10 protein-coding genes are annotated in these 15,268 nt (G+C 49.4%); 1 reads left to right on the top strand and 9 read right to left on the bottom strand.

Annotated elements, in window-relative coordinates; translation table 11 throughout:
- Positions 1-28: 28 nt before the first annotated feature.
- Positions 29-1,063 carry a GGDEF domain-containing protein gene (locus MHM89_RS01680; protein WP_239407923.1) on the top strand — a complete coding sequence of 345 codons (1,035 nt, stop codon included), beginning with the start codon at positions 29-31 and terminating at the stop codon, positions 1,061-1,063.
- Between the two features lie 39 nt (positions 1,064-1,102).
- On the opposite strand, the gene MHM89_RS01675 is transcribed toward MHM89_RS01680, so the two are convergent.
- The 9 genes from MHM89_RS01675 to MHM89_RS01635 form a co-directional block, all read right to left on the bottom strand.
- Complete coding sequence (locus MHM89_RS01675; protein WP_239407922.1) at positions 1,103-2,620, bottom strand: glycogen/starch synthase; 1,518 nt, start codon at positions 2,618-2,620, stop codon at positions 1,103-1,105.
- 2 nt (positions 2,621-2,622) lie between these two features.
- Positions 2,623-3,915 (bottom strand): glucose-1-phosphate adenylyltransferase, encoded by a 1,293-nt coding sequence (gene glgC / locus MHM89_RS01670; protein WP_239384052.1) that lies wholly within the window; start codon positions 3,913-3,915, stop codon positions 2,623-2,625.
- Positions 3,916-3,917: 2 nt separating this feature from the next.
- Entirely contained in the window at positions 3,918-6,413 is a 2,496-nt protein-coding gene (locus MHM89_RS01665) for a glycogen/starch/alpha-glucan phosphorylase (protein ID WP_239407921.1), read from the bottom strand.
- On the bottom strand, positions 6,410-8,485 hold the full coding sequence (gene glgX, locus MHM89_RS01660; protein WP_239407920.1) for a glycogen debranching protein GlgX: 2,076 nt from the start codon (positions 8,483-8,485) through the stop codon (positions 6,410-6,412). Before glgX ends, MHM89_RS01665 begins: the two co-directional genes overlap by 4 nt.
- Entirely contained in the window at positions 8,478-10,709 is a 2,232-nt protein-coding gene (gene glgB / locus MHM89_RS01655; protein ID WP_239407919.1) for a 1,4-alpha-glucan branching protein GlgB, read from the bottom strand. Before glgB ends, glgX begins: the two co-directional genes overlap by 8 nt.
- Positions 10,690-12,693 carry a 4-alpha-glucanotransferase gene (gene malQ, locus MHM89_RS01650; protein WP_239407918.1) on the bottom strand — a complete coding sequence of 668 codons (2,004 nt, stop codon included), beginning with the start codon at positions 12,691-12,693 and terminating at the stop codon, positions 10,690-10,692. Before malQ ends, glgB begins: the two co-directional genes overlap by 20 nt.
- A 2-nt stretch (positions 12,694-12,695) precedes the next feature.
- A complete protein-coding gene (locus MHM89_RS01645; protein ID WP_239407917.1) occupies positions 12,696-12,998 on the bottom strand; it encodes an isoamylase early set domain-containing protein in 303 nt (100 codons plus the stop codon).
- A 450-nt stretch (positions 12,999-13,448) separates the two neighbouring features.
- Positions 13,449-13,856: a GFA family protein gene (locus MHM89_RS01640; RefSeq protein WP_239407916.1), complete on the bottom strand. Its 408-nt coding sequence runs from the start codon at positions 13,854-13,856 to the stop codon at positions 13,449-13,451.
- Between the two features lie 151 nt (positions 13,857-14,007).
- On the bottom strand, positions 14,008-14,793 hold the full coding sequence (locus MHM89_RS01635) for a DUF2071 domain-containing protein (protein WP_239407915.1): 786 nt from the start codon (positions 14,791-14,793) through the stop codon (positions 14,008-14,010).
- Positions 14,794-15,268: the final 475 nt, after the last annotated feature.

Genomic DNA, 15,268 nt, shown 5'->3' with positions numbered 1-15,268 from the left:
GTGGTAAATTTATAGGGCCTACCGAATCATGCAAGAAGAATTATTAAACTCGGTTATCAAAATTACTAAAACCAGAGATGTAAACTCCCTCGAATACAGCCTAGTCACCACCCTACAAGAGTTCATACAGTGCCAAGAGATAGCAGTTTATAAGGACTTACAGGACTTTGGCCGCAGGGTCATCGAGTGCAGCCTGGTGCTACACCATGAGAATGCCGGTCAATATCAATGGCACGACACACACATTGTAGAATCCCCTGAATCTGAACTTCTCTCGTGTTTACAATCCGCTTGTATCATTACCGTACAGAACAACAATGGCATTGAGCATCGCTGGCTGCCCATTTCGATTTTTGATAAACCTGTGGTCGCCATCAAGGTGGTCAGTAATCACTTGAGCTCATCACAACAAGTGTTACTGAACGCCTTTTGCCGCATTTACGAAAATTACCTAACCATTTTACATGAGAATGAGCGCGACAAGCTGACCGGATTATTAAATCGGCAAACCTTTGAGCGTAAATTTAAACGCCTGCTAGAAAAGCAAGTGAGGAACCAAAAAGCCCACAACCGAGATAATAATAACCGCAAGCGCCAACCCGAGAGTTACTCGTGGTTAGCAATGGTGGATATCGACCACTTCAAACAAGTTAATGATAACTATGGTCATGTCTGTGGTGATGAGGTATTGCTTATCTTAGCTCAGCAGATGCGCGGCTTCTTCCGCGCTTCAGACTTAATGTTTCGCTTCGGCGGCGAAGAATTTGTACTTATTTTTGAGCCTTGCAAACAAGAAGATATCAATGAAAAAATGCAGGCGTTTATGGACCATGTGCGCAACACCCACTTCCCCTTTGTAAAAACGCTGACAGTCAGTGTGGGGATGGCTCGTATCAGCCCTTATGACTTCCCCATCAGCGTATTAGAGAACGCCGACAAAGCACTTTATTATGCAAAAAATAATGGCCGTGATCAGATGCACTTTTTTGATGATCTTGTGCAATCCGGTGCAATTTCACCGGACAATGCTAATCAGGATGAAGGGGATATCGACCTGTTTTAGGCCGCTCCCCAAGGTGTCGCTGAGTCGTTTGCGCCGCAACTAATGGGTGTACAACTGCTCAAGGTAACTGACGGCGACTTGGTGCCAGTCAAAGCGCGTGTTTTTGGCTTGCGCGCACAATGTCTGCCACTGCGCTGGCTCGTTATGGTAAACAGCAAGAGCACGCTGCAAGGCAGTGAGTAGCTGCCGACTTTGCTGTTTTGGGCTATTGCCCGTGAAGGTGAAACCATTGACGCCTTCGGCAATGGTGTCTTTAAGGCCGCCTACTTGATGTACTAAGCAGGGCGTGCCCTCGCGCATCGCTAAAAGCTGACTGATGCCACATGGTTCAAATGAACTGGGCATACAAAATAATGACCCAAGCTGGTACATCGCATCACCCAGTTCCAGGGCGAAACCACGTAAAAACAAGAAGTTGTCATGCTCGGCCATCGCCTGTGTTAGCAACGCTTCAAGCGCCGGGTCGCCAGAGCCCAGCATCATAAAGTGCTTGCCTTGCTCAGCTAAACATCGCAACAGTTCACCCAGCGTATCATCATCAAGCAATAGCGCGACTTTTTGCGGGCTGATCCGCCCTACAGAGCATAGCCAGGGTGTGACCTCTTTGGCACGCCATTGTTGCAGGCGAACATGGGCGATGTAATGACTCACGCTTAACTGATTGGCCTTGCCCATCCATAGTAATACAGCCTGCTCAGCGAGCTGCCATAACCGTTTTTGAGTGTAATTTACCGACTCGCTTTGGTAGTCACAGCCATTGAGGATGCCCAACAACCGATTTTGCTGCTGCGCGGCAACCAACTGATTTTCCAACCCTTCTCCACCGATAAAACCATGCTCCATATTGCTTGGACGCTGAACCTCTTGCATATACTGGGGCGAGACCACATGCACTTTGTCACATAGTTCAATGGCAGCGCGCATCGGATTATAGCAATGGGGATAGCGCGGATCGCAAATACGCTGGCCATCGTAACTTAACCATGGAAACCACGATTCAAGCGCCGACGGGTCGTGGGCAAACGGCCTCACACCTTGCAATGCTAAGTTGTGAATGGTGTACACCGTGTGCATGGCTTTTAGTCTTTGCAAATCTTTGCCATAAGCACGAAGCACTGCCAACGTGGCACTGTGCCAATCATGTAAATGCAACACATCAGCCGCTAGTACACCTTGCTCTATCGCCTGCGCCACCGCCAAGCAAAATAAGGCAAACTTACTGGCGTCAGCGGCAAAGGGCCGGCCATCTTCATCGTGATGATAAACATGTTCACTGCACAGCCACGGATGCGATAACACATAGTGACTGACTCCATCGCGTTTGCTTACCAATAAAAGCTGTATATTAAGCCGTTGGTGAGCAAAGTGAACCTGCACCTCGGCACAGGGCTGCGCGTCAATGAGCTCCATGCATTGGTAATGCGGCAAAATGACATCGACTCGGGTACCTTGCTCGGCCAAGGCTTTTGACACATTGCCCACCACATCAGCCACCCCACCCACTTTCGCACCGACAATGGCGCTACTCTCAGCACAAACAAATAACACTGACTTCATTATTACGCTCGCTGCTGACTCTGGGCATCGGTTTTTTGCGCAAGCGCCGCCAACATATCGCGCGTTACCAACACAATGCCATTTTTGGATACGCGAAAGCCGTGTTCAATATCTTCCTCATGATCTAAGCCAATAGTCAGTCCTTCTGGTATTTCACAGCCCCGGTCAATGATCGCTCGCTTAATATGGCAACCGCGATGAACGACCACACCGGGCAGCACCACCGCTTGCTCAATTTGACAAAATGAGTGCACGTGCACATTAGAAAATAATAGCGACTTGCGCACTTGCGAGCCGGAAATAATACAGCCACCGGAAACCGTTGAATCCACCGCCATCCCCCGGCGTTCATCGTCATCAAAAATAAACTTCGCTGGCGGTAATTGCTCTTGATAGGTCCAAATTGGCCAACTGGGGTCGTACAAATCCAATTTCGGCTCCGGTTCAACCAACTCCATATTCGCTTCCCAAAACGAATCTAAGGTGCCAACATCACGCCAATAGGGCTGCCCAGACATGCTCGGATCGGTAAATGGGAAGGCATATACCTGGTGATTGTCGATGATTGCCGGGATGATATCGTGACCAAAATCTCGCCCCGAGCAGCTGTTTTGCGCATCTTTTTGCAATTGCTCAAATAAAAATTCAGTGTTAAACACGTAGTTGCCCATCGAAGCTAAGCACCGACCCGGCTTTGCTGGAATTTCATTCGGCACAGCGGGCTTTTCATCAAAGCGGCGAATACGGTTTTGTTCGTCGACGGTCATAACGCCAAAGGTGTTGGCAGCCTCTTCGGTGTCGACTTCAATACAGCACACCGTCATATCGGCGCCCGTTTCTACATGTTTTGCCAGTAACGCCCCGTAGTCCATACGGTAAACATGATCGCCTGATAAAATCATGACATAACGGGGTAGCTCATGACGAATGATGTCCATATTCTGAAATACCGCATCGGCAGTGCCGCAATACCACTCATCGCCGTAGCGCTGTGACGCGGGTAAAATCTCTACTGACTCACCGAGCTCTTTTTTAAAGTGTCCCCAGGCGCGATGTACATGACGAATTAACGAGTGCGACTTATATTGAGTCGCCACCCCGACCCTACGTATCCCCGAATTGATGCAGTTCGAAAGCGGAAAATCAATGATGCGATGTTTACCCCCAAAATACACGGCCGGCTTGGCGCGCCAGTTGGTCAGCTCATGTAACCGCGATCCTCTGCCTCCGGCGAGGATCAAGGCGTAAGTATCACGGGTTAAAGTACTAATGTATCGATTTGCATAACTTGGCATCGTTATTCTCCTTGGCGCGTTGGCATGGCCTGTAACTGCCATATGTCTTCACTGTATTGGGCAATAGTGCGATCACTGGAAAACTGACCAGAAGCAGCGGTATTTAAAATACTCATTTGAGTCCAGTGTTTAGGGTCTTGATAAGCTTCGCTGACAGCTTGTTGAGCTTGGCAGTAACTGGCAAAGTCATAACAGGTAAGCCAAGGGTCGCTATCGTCATAAAGGAGGTTAATAATGGGAGCGAAAATATTCGGCTCACACAAATTAAAATGACCGCTTTGTAGCAAGGCGATTACTTTTTGCAGCTGCGGGTCGTTATCAATAATAGCGCGTGCGCTATAGTGCCTGCGGATATCGTCGATTTGCTCAATCTTGGCGCCAAAAGTAAAAAAGTGCTCGCCACCGAGTGCTTCAAGCATTTCCACATTGGCGCCATCTAGGGTGCCTATGGTCAGTGCGCCATTCATCATAAACTTCATATTGCCGGTGCCTGACGCTTCCTTACCCGCCGTGGATATTTGCTCTGATAAATCCGCTCCAGGGCAAATTGTTTCCATCGCTGTGACATTGTAATTCGGTAAAAACGCCACCCTTAACCATGCTTTCGCACGGGGGTCATCGTTAATGGTGTTGGCAACATTACATATCAACTTAATAATGCGCTTAGCCATATCGTAACCGGGGGCCGCTTTGCCTCCGATCAGCACACAACGGGGCACCATGCCTTGCGTATCGCCATCACAAATGCGCCGGTATAAATGAATCACATGCAAAATATTGAGCAACTGGCGTTTATATTCATGAATGCGCTTGACCTGCACATCAAACAGCATGGTCGAGTCAAATTGCACGGCGCAGCGCTGTTGCACCAACTCGCACAGCCGCGCTTTGTTGGCTTGTTTTACCTGTTGCCACGCGGCAATAAAACTATCATCATCGTAGTAACGGCGAATACGGTTAATATGCGCGAAATCTTTTACCCAATCATCGCCTATTTTGGCGGTGATCAATTGTGCCAGCTCGGGGTTACAATGAGATAGCCAACGCCTAGGCGTGACCCCATTGGTCTTGTTATTAAACTTCTGTGGCCACAGCGCATAAAAATCTGCAAACAACTGCTCTTTTAGTAAGCGGCTATGCAGCGCCGCCACCCCATTGACGGAATAACTGCCAACGATGGCTAAATAAGCCATACGCACCTGGGGATTTGCCCCCTCTTCAATAAGCGACAAAGCACGCTGTTTTTGTGCACACCCGGGCCACTGTTTGGCGACTAAGATTAAGAACCGTGCGTTAATTTCATAGATAATTTGCATCAAACGCGGCAGTAGCCGTTGCATTAAAGCCACAGACCATTTTTCCAGCGCTTCAGGTAGCAAGGTGTGGTTGGTGTAGGCCATGGTACGAGTGGTTATCTGCCAAGCATCGTCCCAACTCAAGCAGTGCTCGTCGATAAGCAGGCGCATTAATTCAGCTACGGCAATACTGGGGTGCGTATCGTTGAGTTGAAATACATGATAATCGGCAAAATCTGTAAACTGTGCGCCTTTAATTGCTATCCATTGGTTGAGCCGGTCTTGCAGTGCGGCACTACAGAGAAAATATTGCTGGCGCAGGCGCAGCTCTTTGCCATTTTCACTGCTGTCATTGGGATACAGCACCATGGAAATTTGCTCGGCGAGGTTTTTTTGCGCCACAGCCTCGGCATAGCCACCAGCATTGAACTCACCAAGGTCAAACTCATCGGTGGCCTCACTTTTAAATAGCCGTAAGGTATTGACGATATCATTACCATAGCCTGGCACGGGCACATCATAAGGCACAGCTAACACATCTTGGGTGTCCAGCCATTGGCGGTGTTCGCGGCCTTGATGGTCTCGATAAATATCGACATGACCAAAAAACTTCACCCGCACGGTTTTATCCGGTGCTGGTAATTCCCACGGATGGCCTTCACGCAGCCAATGATCGGGCTGCTCTATTTGATGACCATTATCAATGCGTTGATTAAACATGCCGTATTCATAACGAATACCATAACCTGTGACCGGCAAGGCCATGGTCGCACAGCTATCTAAGAAGCACGCAGCCAAACGCCCTAAACCACCATTTCCTAAACCAGCGTCGTGCTCAGCGCTGGCTATATGTTCGAGCTCAGCGCAGTAATTGGCTAGTGCGGCGCTCACCTCAGCAGCCATATCTAGGTTTAAAATAGCGTTATTTAAGCTACGTCCGATGAGAAACTCTAACGACAGGTAGGCAACTCTTCGTGTTGGCACTGAGGTGGTGACATTGCGGGTTTGTCGCATGCGCGCCACCAGCCTATCACGTATTGTCAGCGCCAGTGCTTGATACAAATAATGCTGCGATTCGCCCACTTTGTCGCGCCCGAGGGTATAGTGAAAATGACGAGCCAAATCATCGGCTAACGTTTCGCTATCAAGTAGCGGCGCATCCTGCCAATCCACAGGGTGGCATACAGTGCCAGACGTAGTCATAGTGTTTGCCTTGTATTGTGTTTGTTTTCAACGTTACTAAACACCCAACCACTACAGGGAGTTAAGGTTATTTCTTGATCCACAGCGATGCCCTGCGTTGCAGACTCACTGTGTTCATCCGTACTCAAGCGCAGGTGCCATTGCAGAGGCGTATTATCAGGGCTCACTAAGCGCAGCGCTTGCTCGCGCCCGCCGCGATGCAGTACCACACATAAATAGTGATGGGCCTGGGTATCGATACTGTAATACACCAGGGTATGCAGCGAGGGGTCATGCCAATCGTCATTGCTCATCGGCCGCCCGTCAGGGCGATACCAAGCAATCACAAAGCGCGGGTCGTTATCATGGATGTACTCCGGGTGCGTAAAAATGGCGAATTCACGACGCAGCCTTTGCACATCGCTGATAAACAGTGCTAACGGATGGTGGCGAGAGACATCGTGCCAACTAAGCCAATTAATGGCGTTATCTTGGCAATATGCATTATTGTTGCCCCCCTGTGAGTGCCCCATTTCCGAGCCGGCGCTGAGCATGGGCACGCCTTTGGAAAGTAATAGGGTGAGCAGTAAGTTTTTTTGTGCTCGCAAACGCAGTAACTTGATGTGAGCATCGTCGCTGTGCCCTTCCACACCATAATTACAGCTGTAGTTGGCATTATGGCCGTCTTGGTTGTGCTCTCCGTTGGCGTGATTATGCTTTTGCTCGTAGCTGACCAGGTCGGCCAAGGTATAGCCATCATGACTGGTTATAAAATTAATGCTGTAGCTTGGCACCATGCCGGTGGCGCTAAAAATGTCGGCAGAGCCATGCAAGCGCTTGGCTAACACGCCCAGTAAATCGCTATCGCCGCGCCAAAACCGCCTGACAACATCGCGATATTGGTCATTCCACTGCCGCCATGGAGCAGGAAAAGCGCCAAGCTGGTAACCTCCGGGGCCAATATCCCAAGGCTCGGCAATCAGTTTCGCGTGTTGTAATACCGGGTCTTGAGCAAGGCATTGAAAAAAGACATGTTCAGGGCTAAAACCATGGCGCTCTCGGCCTAAAATACTGGCCAAGTCAAAGCGAAAGCCATCGACCCCATATACCTGATACCAATGCCGTAAGCTGTCCATGACCAAGCGCAACGCACCCTGTTGGGTTAAATCTAAGGTGTTACCGCAGCCGGTGTCGTTAATATAATGACCTTGCTCATCAAGGCGGTAATAACTGCGATTATCGATGCCCCTTAGGTGGCAACAAGGGCCAAGGGCTTCGCCTTCACAGCTGTGGTTGTAAACCACATCAATCAGCACTTCGATATTGTGTTGATGTAACTCCGCGACCATGGCTTGAAATTCGTGCACATCGCCGCTAACCAAATAATCACTATGCGGAGTGAAAAAGCTCAGGGTGTTATAGCCCCAATAATTACTCAACCCGAGTGGCTGTAAAAACGCTTCACTAATGAACTGCTGCACGGGCATAAGCTCAATGCTGGTCACACCTAGCGCTTTGATATGCTCAATGAATTGCGGCGTTGCTAAGGCTGCAAAACACCCGCGTTGGGCGTTCTCAATATCGGGGTGGCGCTGCGACCACCCTTTAACATGACATTCGTAAATAACAGTGTCATGCCAGGCAATCTCCGGGCGTTTACCTTTATACTGGCTCAGCGCGGTTACCTGAGCTTTAGGCATTAAGTGAGCATTATCAAACGGACATAGCTTACCTTGCTCATCAATAGCGCGGTGGCGAATACTGTGTTGAAAATCACCAAATAGCGAGTGTGCATAAGGGTCGAGCAGCAACTTGTTAATATTAAACAACTGCCCTTGTTCAGGAGCAAAAGGACCATCCACACGATAACCATATAGCTGCCCTTTTGCAGCCCCTGAGACATAAACATGCCAATACCCGGGTTCACCTTTATGTAGGGCTATGCGTGCAATTTCACTGTGCCCAGAAGCATCATACAGACATAAGTACACGGCACCGGCATGACGCGAGTACAAGCAAAAATTAACCCCTTGGTCATCAATATAAGCCCCCAAGGGAGCACCAACGCCCGGCTTGGTAATAAATTTACTCATGATCAGGTGCCTCCCACAACAGATAAACACAAGCCAATGGCGGCACACAGATGCTGACAGACTGACTTTGCCCATGCCAGGGTAGTGGCTCCGAAAGGAGTGGTTGCTCATTTGCAGGTCGCTCAGCGCACACCCTAACGCCACTGCCGAAGTATTGACTCTCATCGCTATTAGCGATAACTCGGTAACTACCAGCGTGAGGCACACCAATGCGAAAATCATGATGTACTTGAGGCGTCATATTCACAACCGCGAGCACGACTTGCAGGCGGCTACTGGCAATACGTACAAAGCTGTAAATGCTTTGCTGGCTATTATTCCCATCTAACCACCGAAACCCACGCTCATCACAGTCATTTTCATGCAGAGCCGGGTACGAACGATAAAGCTGATTCAGGCATTTAACCCAACGCTGCATGCCTTGGTGCGCTGGGTCATCAAGCAGGTGCCAATCCAACGCATGGTTATGGTCCCACTCGCGCTGCTGAGCGAACTCGCCGCCCATAAATAGCAGCTTTTTGCCAGGGTGAGCCCACATAAAACCTAAATAGGCGCGCAGGTTCGCGTGTTGCTGCCAACTATCCCCTGGCATTTTGCTCAGCAGCGACCCTTTGCCATGAACCACCTCATCATGGCTTAAAGGCAAAATGTAATTTTCGCTATAGGCATAGACCATGGAAAAGGTCATGTCGTGGTGATGGTATTGGCGGTAAATCGGGTCTAACTGCATGTAGCGTAATGAGTCATTCATCCAGCCCATATTCCACTTAAAGCCGAACCCTAAGCCGCCACTGTCGGTGGTTTGTGTGACTCCAGGCCATGCGGTCGATTCCTCTGCGACCATCATAATGCCGCGATTTCGCCCATAGCACACACTGTTGATTTGCTGTAGGCAAGCAATAGCACCGAGGTTTTCTCGTCCACCCAAGTGGTTGGCCAACCACTGCCCATGCTCACGACTGTAATCAAGGTATAGCATCGATGCCACGGCATCCACGCGCAACCCGTCTACCCCGTATTGCTCTAACCAAAAGCTGGCGCTAGAGGTGAGAAAGCTACGTACCTCTTGGCGCTCATAATTGTAAATATAGGTATGCCAATCTGGATGATACCCTTGGCGATGATCGGCATGCTCATACAAATGCGTGCCATCAAAACGCCCCAAACCGTGAGCATCTGCCGGGAAATGCCCCGGCACCCAATCTATTAGCACACCAATATTGTGCGCACGGCATTGCGCGCAGAAATAGGCAAAATCATCGCCACTGCCGAAGCGCGAGGTGGGCGCGAAAAGACCGGTGCTCTGATATCCCCACGAGCCATCAAAAGGGAACTCGCTAACGGGCATTAATTGAATATGGGTAAACCCCATTTCTTCAACGTACGGAATTAATTGCGCGGCCAACTCACGGTAATTTAAAAATTGGTTATCGGCGGTGCGCCGCCAAGAGCCAATGTGCAGCTCATAAATACTAATGGCAGCATCGATGGCATTGCGGCGCTCGCGTTGCTCATAGCTTTGCTCATCCAGCGCTTTAGGCAACGTAACAGCGCTGACACGCGAGGCGGTATTTGGCGGCAGCTCTGTAGCAAATGCATAGGGGTCGGCTTTTAATAAGGCCTCACCCGATAACGTACGAATATGGTATTTGTAGCACTGGCCCGGCGCTACATCAGGTATAAAAATGGCCCAAACACCGCTGTCTTCAACCCGCGCCATGGGGTGCTGGCGACTATCCCAGTGGTTAAAATCCCCAGTCACACTCACCGCGAGGGCATTAGGAGCCCACACGCTAAAACGCACGCCACGGTGGCCTTGCAACGTCATCATATGAGCACCAAGGTGGCGCTGCGCCTGTTGCTCTGTGCCTTGGCGGAAATAATATAAATCAGCGGCACTGAGCCCTAAGGGTAAGCAAAATGGGTCGGCCTGAACTACCACCGCCTCTGGGTAAGTAACACGGAGCTGATACGGAACAAATTCCGCCTGCGCCGGCGCGATAAACACCTGTGAGTCTGAATAGCGCTGGGCAATACAAGTGTGAGTAGCAAATTGCACCTCCACCGCCAAAGCACCGGGCTTGTAGAGAACCACATACCAGCTGCCGTCAATGCATTGATGGCCCAATAGCTGTCGCGGCTCACCCACTTGCGCCCCTTCAAGGGCGCAAACAGCATCGGCTAAATCAGGAAGTGGCGTATTATCAATCATCGCATGTTCCATGACGACTCCTAGTCAGTTCACAGATAAACTGCTGTTGCTGCTGTAAAATAGCGACAGCAGATTGGCTCAACTGTCGTCGCCAGTTCGGGTATTCACGGTGCGTACCGGGGATATTGACCGGCGTATGTTGGCCGTCTAAATCATCAAGTTGTAGGGTCAGCAACTTACTACTTCCTTGCGCAAGTGCCCGGCACAAGGCGCGATACACATCGGCACTGGTGCTGTGTAACGAAACCGACTGCCCTTGTTGAGTGAGTCGCTCAATCAGCGCGCTTTTATGGTTTTGACGTTGCTCATATAACGACTGTTTTTGCTCTACACTGATAAGCGCCAGTTGCAGCGCTTGATTAAGATCATCGCCCTGCCACCACTGGGCAAAAGGCGGTAAATCGTGGTTGCTGATCATCAATAAGGTATGCTCATCAAGGTGTTGCGGCGCGCTAAAGGCTGAGTGCTGGTAACAAAAGTAATACACGGTGTTGGAGAATATCTGCGCTTGTGCCAAGGCCTGTCGTACTTGCTCTGGCACCACGCCTAAATCTTCACCAATCACCACACAATGGTGTTGATGACTGAGTATTTTTATTAGCGCTAACAGCTCATCAAAGGGGTAATAGACATAACAACCCTGCTCATCGACACACCACCAAATGCGCATCAACGCCATCACATGATCAATGCGCAGCGCCCCCGCCCCTTGCATATTGGCGCTAAATAACGCTTTGGCATAGGCAAACCGGTGGCGCTTCATCGCTTGCGGCAACAATGCTGGCATGCCCCAATTTTGCCCCTGTGGCGCAAAATCATCCGGCGGCGCACCAATACAGGCATGGGGGGTAAACAGTGCTCGATAACGATTAAACTCGCCACCACCATCACTCACGCCAACGGCCAAATCATTGATAAGACCCAACTTCATACCCGCCTCTTGCGCTATATTTTGGCATTCTTGGCGCTGCAGCCAGGCTTGCCATTGCCAATAACAAGCCTGCTCATCATCTGGTTCATCCAAGGTATCAAGAGCCACACGGTGCTGCTCTTTAAACTGTGCAAATTCGGCCTTGCGCTCAGCACTTGCCGTGGTGCAAAAACGCTCAAATAACGCGCGTAATAATGGCAGCTTAAGCGCATAGACTTGCTCGTAATCAAGCCAAGGCGCACTTGCGACATTGCTATAGTGCCTTTTGGCCTCATTAAGCTGCGCTAAAATCGCCGCATCACATTCCGGCGAATCCTGAACGGCAATGTACAGCGGGTGGATAAGCATGCGGCTGCTGGGGCTGTACGGGCTATGCCTACTGGCATCATTACAATCTAGTAAGTGCAAGGGATTAAGTAGCACATAATCTATGGATAACGCAGCGGCTTCGCGCAGCACCGCTTTAAGATCCGCAAAATCACCCATGCCCACCCCGTGTTCGCTCACCAAGGTGTACAAGCCGCACGATAACCCCACACTTTTAACAGCTGCTTGCTGGCCATAAGCGCCTTGATAAACGTGTTGTGGCGCCCACCACAGCTCTAGCTCAGCGCTATGCTCTGCGACGCGGACCCGAGCGGCGTAAAACCCAGGCGCCAACCAACCTTGACCCAGTTCATAGCTAAGTGCGAGGTAGCGACAGCCATCAATCACGTAGTCACCGGTGACCTGCCCTTGGCTAATGCACCAGTTAGCGTGTTGTGCGTTCACCTCTAGGTGCAAGCTTGCACTCTGCTGCCGCTGAAACTGCGCCTCGCTCAGGCGGATAACTAAACGTGGCGAAGGCTCCGAGATAACCATAATGTCATCGCAAAGTTGCTGCCAAGGGGCCGCATCAAGCTGATAGTTAAGCGCGGCTAAGGCGTCGAGGTTATCAACATCGACCCCCATGGCCTCAAGCACTTTTACCCGCAACGCTTGATCAAATTGTTGCAGTTGCCCTTGGTAATCCACGTAGCTGTCGCCAACCCCCATCAAATAGAGGCTTTGTGCCAGCGTCTGCATTGTTAAGGATGAACGTGGGTTGATACCACACTGTTGTCAGTGCCATAGGCATTGGCAACATAGGCATCGGCTTGGTGGTCGTTATCCCACTCTTGGTCATCAATTAAGTAACGAAAATGAAATTCGCTGTTTTTAGGAAGGCGCGTTTTAACGCGAAATGTGCTGCCTTTTTTCGAGCAGGTCATGGGCAAAGGTTGCCATTGATTAAATTCCGCCACGAGCGCGACACGGGCTGCGTGTGGGTGCTCATACTCAAAGGTCACTTCTGCTTCGTTTTTTGTTTTGAAAAAACGCTTCTTTAACATAGCTGGGCTCCAAACAAGTGTATATTTGTTCGCCACATCAATGTGCTATGGATACTGCTCAGCAAATCGGTGTGTTTTGCAAAGTCTGATGGCGAGGTTAGCAAAGAAATATGGACGCATTATTACAGTGCATAAAATGCGCTTTCTCGGTGCAAACACGCCGAAAAGTGAGGGTGTCACCCGCCACTTATAGGCTGTTAGCAGGATAAGTGCCAAGGCATCTGCTGCGAACCTCAAATAGATACAAGGGATAATAGAAACAAACCAACAAAACGCATAATGAGATATTTTCACGCGTGCTTGCGATCAGCTCACAGGGCAACAGACTGTTGCAAATCTAACACTGTTTAAGAAGGAGTTTGACTGAAGAAATTAATATAAGGCAGCGCTATTTCCTACAAAGCACCCAACGCCGTCGGTGCCAGATTGCAGCCTAGCCCAGCGCCAAGTTCACTGCCGCCCAGGCTCGTACTTTTCATAACGAGGGAGCGCCGCGTCTAACTCATCCCAGTTTGCTTTTGAGGTCACAAAATTATGAGAAATGGGTCGCTCTGTAATATCACTGTCTAACGCTCCTAGGCGCAGCCGATACCTGCTTGGCGACTGCGCATTAGCACTGTAAATGGGCGCCCCGCACTGGCTGCAAAAGTATTTACGTTTACCCTCGGCACTTTGGTAATAAGTCAAAGTACCCGCTTTGTCTGTTATTTTTAAATCTTCTGCATTAATGAAGCCATTGGTTGCATAAGCACTGCCGCTGGCCTTACGACATAAGGAGCAATGACAATGAATGATATCCGTGAGAGTGCCCTGCAATTGAAAATGGATTGAACCACACAAACAACTTCCCTTATACATCTGAACTCCTCTTTTAACTGTTCGCTCTGGGCCCACCATTTAACAAAAAGCAACTGACTTTGCGTTACAGCGCGCATAAGCCATGGCAAAAAAAGTGCGCCCACCCTAGTGCCAAGGGCCGCCAATGACGTTTCCACGCCATACTGTAGTTTTATCGAATCACTTTAGGGGGTAAATAAATAGTAAATTCATTAATAGGTTCAACAAGAACGCTATGCGCGACTTGTTGCTCCTCTGGCGTCACTAAGCCCAAGCGCGATAACAAACCAAAGTTGGCCGATTCAAGGTTTGCCGGCTTCACTTCTAGCGCTTTGTGCCAGACTCGATACGTCCCCAGTTGACCGTCACGGCGATAATAAAAGCCCGCGAGCGGATGAGTTAAATACACCAACCCCGTTTCTACATCAGGAAAGCCCGGTAACTCCAGTTTAGAGTCTGGGCTTTGGGTTAGTTCAACATGTGCTGGCGCCCAATCGGCTTGAGTAACCATTTTATATTTTGAATATAGCCTGGTTGATGAATCGAACTCACAATCAAACTTCACTTTGCCACTATACCAAGGCAAGTTCCAAACAAACCTAGGGACAGCTAAAGTCCAAGAATCCAACGTGGTACCCAGGAACCAAACACACCTTTCGTTGGTCTTTTTATCGATAATGTATATGCGGTAGTTTGTTTGGCCCATGGTAAATTTAGGGAATGGAAAAACGGCCGAGGTAAAATCAACATCAATGAAAGGAACAACAGAAATTAACGCCTTTTCTTCACCATTAATTTCTAGGGTATCCAATTCAAATCGCTCCGGGAAAAGCCCCTCAAACCGTGAAGGGTCCACAGCATAAGTAATAATTGAGAAGTGTTGTAATTTGCATAGAACATCAATCCCTCTTGGCGCAGGCCGAGGGTGAAGAAAGTCTTTTAATTTTAATGAGTCCATCAACGTACATTCCTTGAATCGCTGTCATCCACTAAAAGTGGACGTCCTTGTTGGGCATAACGCCCCTCTGACACCACTGGCGGTATGTTACCCCCATGTTTTATGTTGCCGAGCGCGGTTATGACCACTCTTTATAACTGCAAAGATACCGGATTTTGCCAGCTGAGGCGAATGGCGTTCACTGCAAACACCCGCTTAAATTTTAGTAACTCACCAATCGCCGCTGTACGCCCTAAAGCAATGAGGTAAATGCCACGACCTAGTCTGCCTGAGGGTTTAAGGCGCAGTAGATATAGCCAAAAGCAGGACGATAAAGCTTGTTCTTCAGGGTTAAGGGTTTTAGAGTTTAGAAAGGGTGAGTAGATAGAAATTGGCTTAAGGTATCGCTTTAAAGCGGGCTTCTAGCTACCAGCTGAGTTAATGATATAATTTGCATGGTTTTCAATCACCTGACTTTCTCGCAAGCGGTGTGAAA

Source organism: Pseudoalteromonas sp. CNC9-20 (genome assembly GCF_022347875.1).
GTDB lineage: Bacteria > Pseudomonadota > Gammaproteobacteria > Enterobacterales > Alteromonadaceae > Pseudoalteromonas > Pseudoalteromonas ruthenica.
The sequence above is the reverse complement of the archived record's forward strand: the minus strand, read 5'-3'. Positions and strand labels throughout refer to the sequence as shown.

Coding starts and splice junctions, on each gene's coding strand:
- MHM89_RS01680 (WP_239407923.1), top strand. CDS start 29: ATGCAAGAAGAATTATTAAACTCGGTTATCAAAATTACTAAAACCAGA.
- MHM89_RS01675 (WP_239407922.1), bottom strand. CDS start 2,620: ATGAAGTCAGTGTTATTTGTTTGTGCTGAGAGTAGCGCCATTGTCGGT.
- MHM89_RS01645 (WP_239407917.1), bottom strand. CDS start 12,998: ATGTTAAAGAAGCGTTTTTTCAAAACAAAAAACGAAGCAGAAGTGACC.
- glgB (WP_239407919.1), bottom strand. CDS start 10,709: ATGGAACATGCGATGATTGATAATACGCCACTTCCTGATTTAGCCGAT.
- MHM89_RS01635 (WP_239407915.1), bottom strand. CDS start 14,793: ATGGACTCATTAAAATTAAAAGACTTTCTTCACCCTCGGCCTGCGCCA.
- malQ (WP_239407918.1), bottom strand. CDS start 12,693: ATGCAGACGCTGGCACAAAGCCTCTATTTGATGGGGGTTGGCGACAGC.
- MHM89_RS01665 (WP_239407921.1), bottom strand. CDS start 6,413: ATGACTACGTCTGGCACTGTATGCCACCCTGTGGATTGGCAGGATGCG.
- glgX (WP_239407920.1), bottom strand. CDS start 8,485: ATGAGTAAATTTATTACCAAGCCGGGCGTTGGTGCTCCCTTGGGGGCT.
- MHM89_RS01640 (WP_239407916.1), bottom strand. CDS start 13,856: ATGTATAAGGGAAGTTGTTTGTGTGGTTCAATCCATTTTCAATTGCAG.
- glgC (WP_239384052.1), bottom strand. CDS start 3,915: ATGCCAAGTTATGCAAATCGATACATTAGTACTTTAACCCGTGATACT.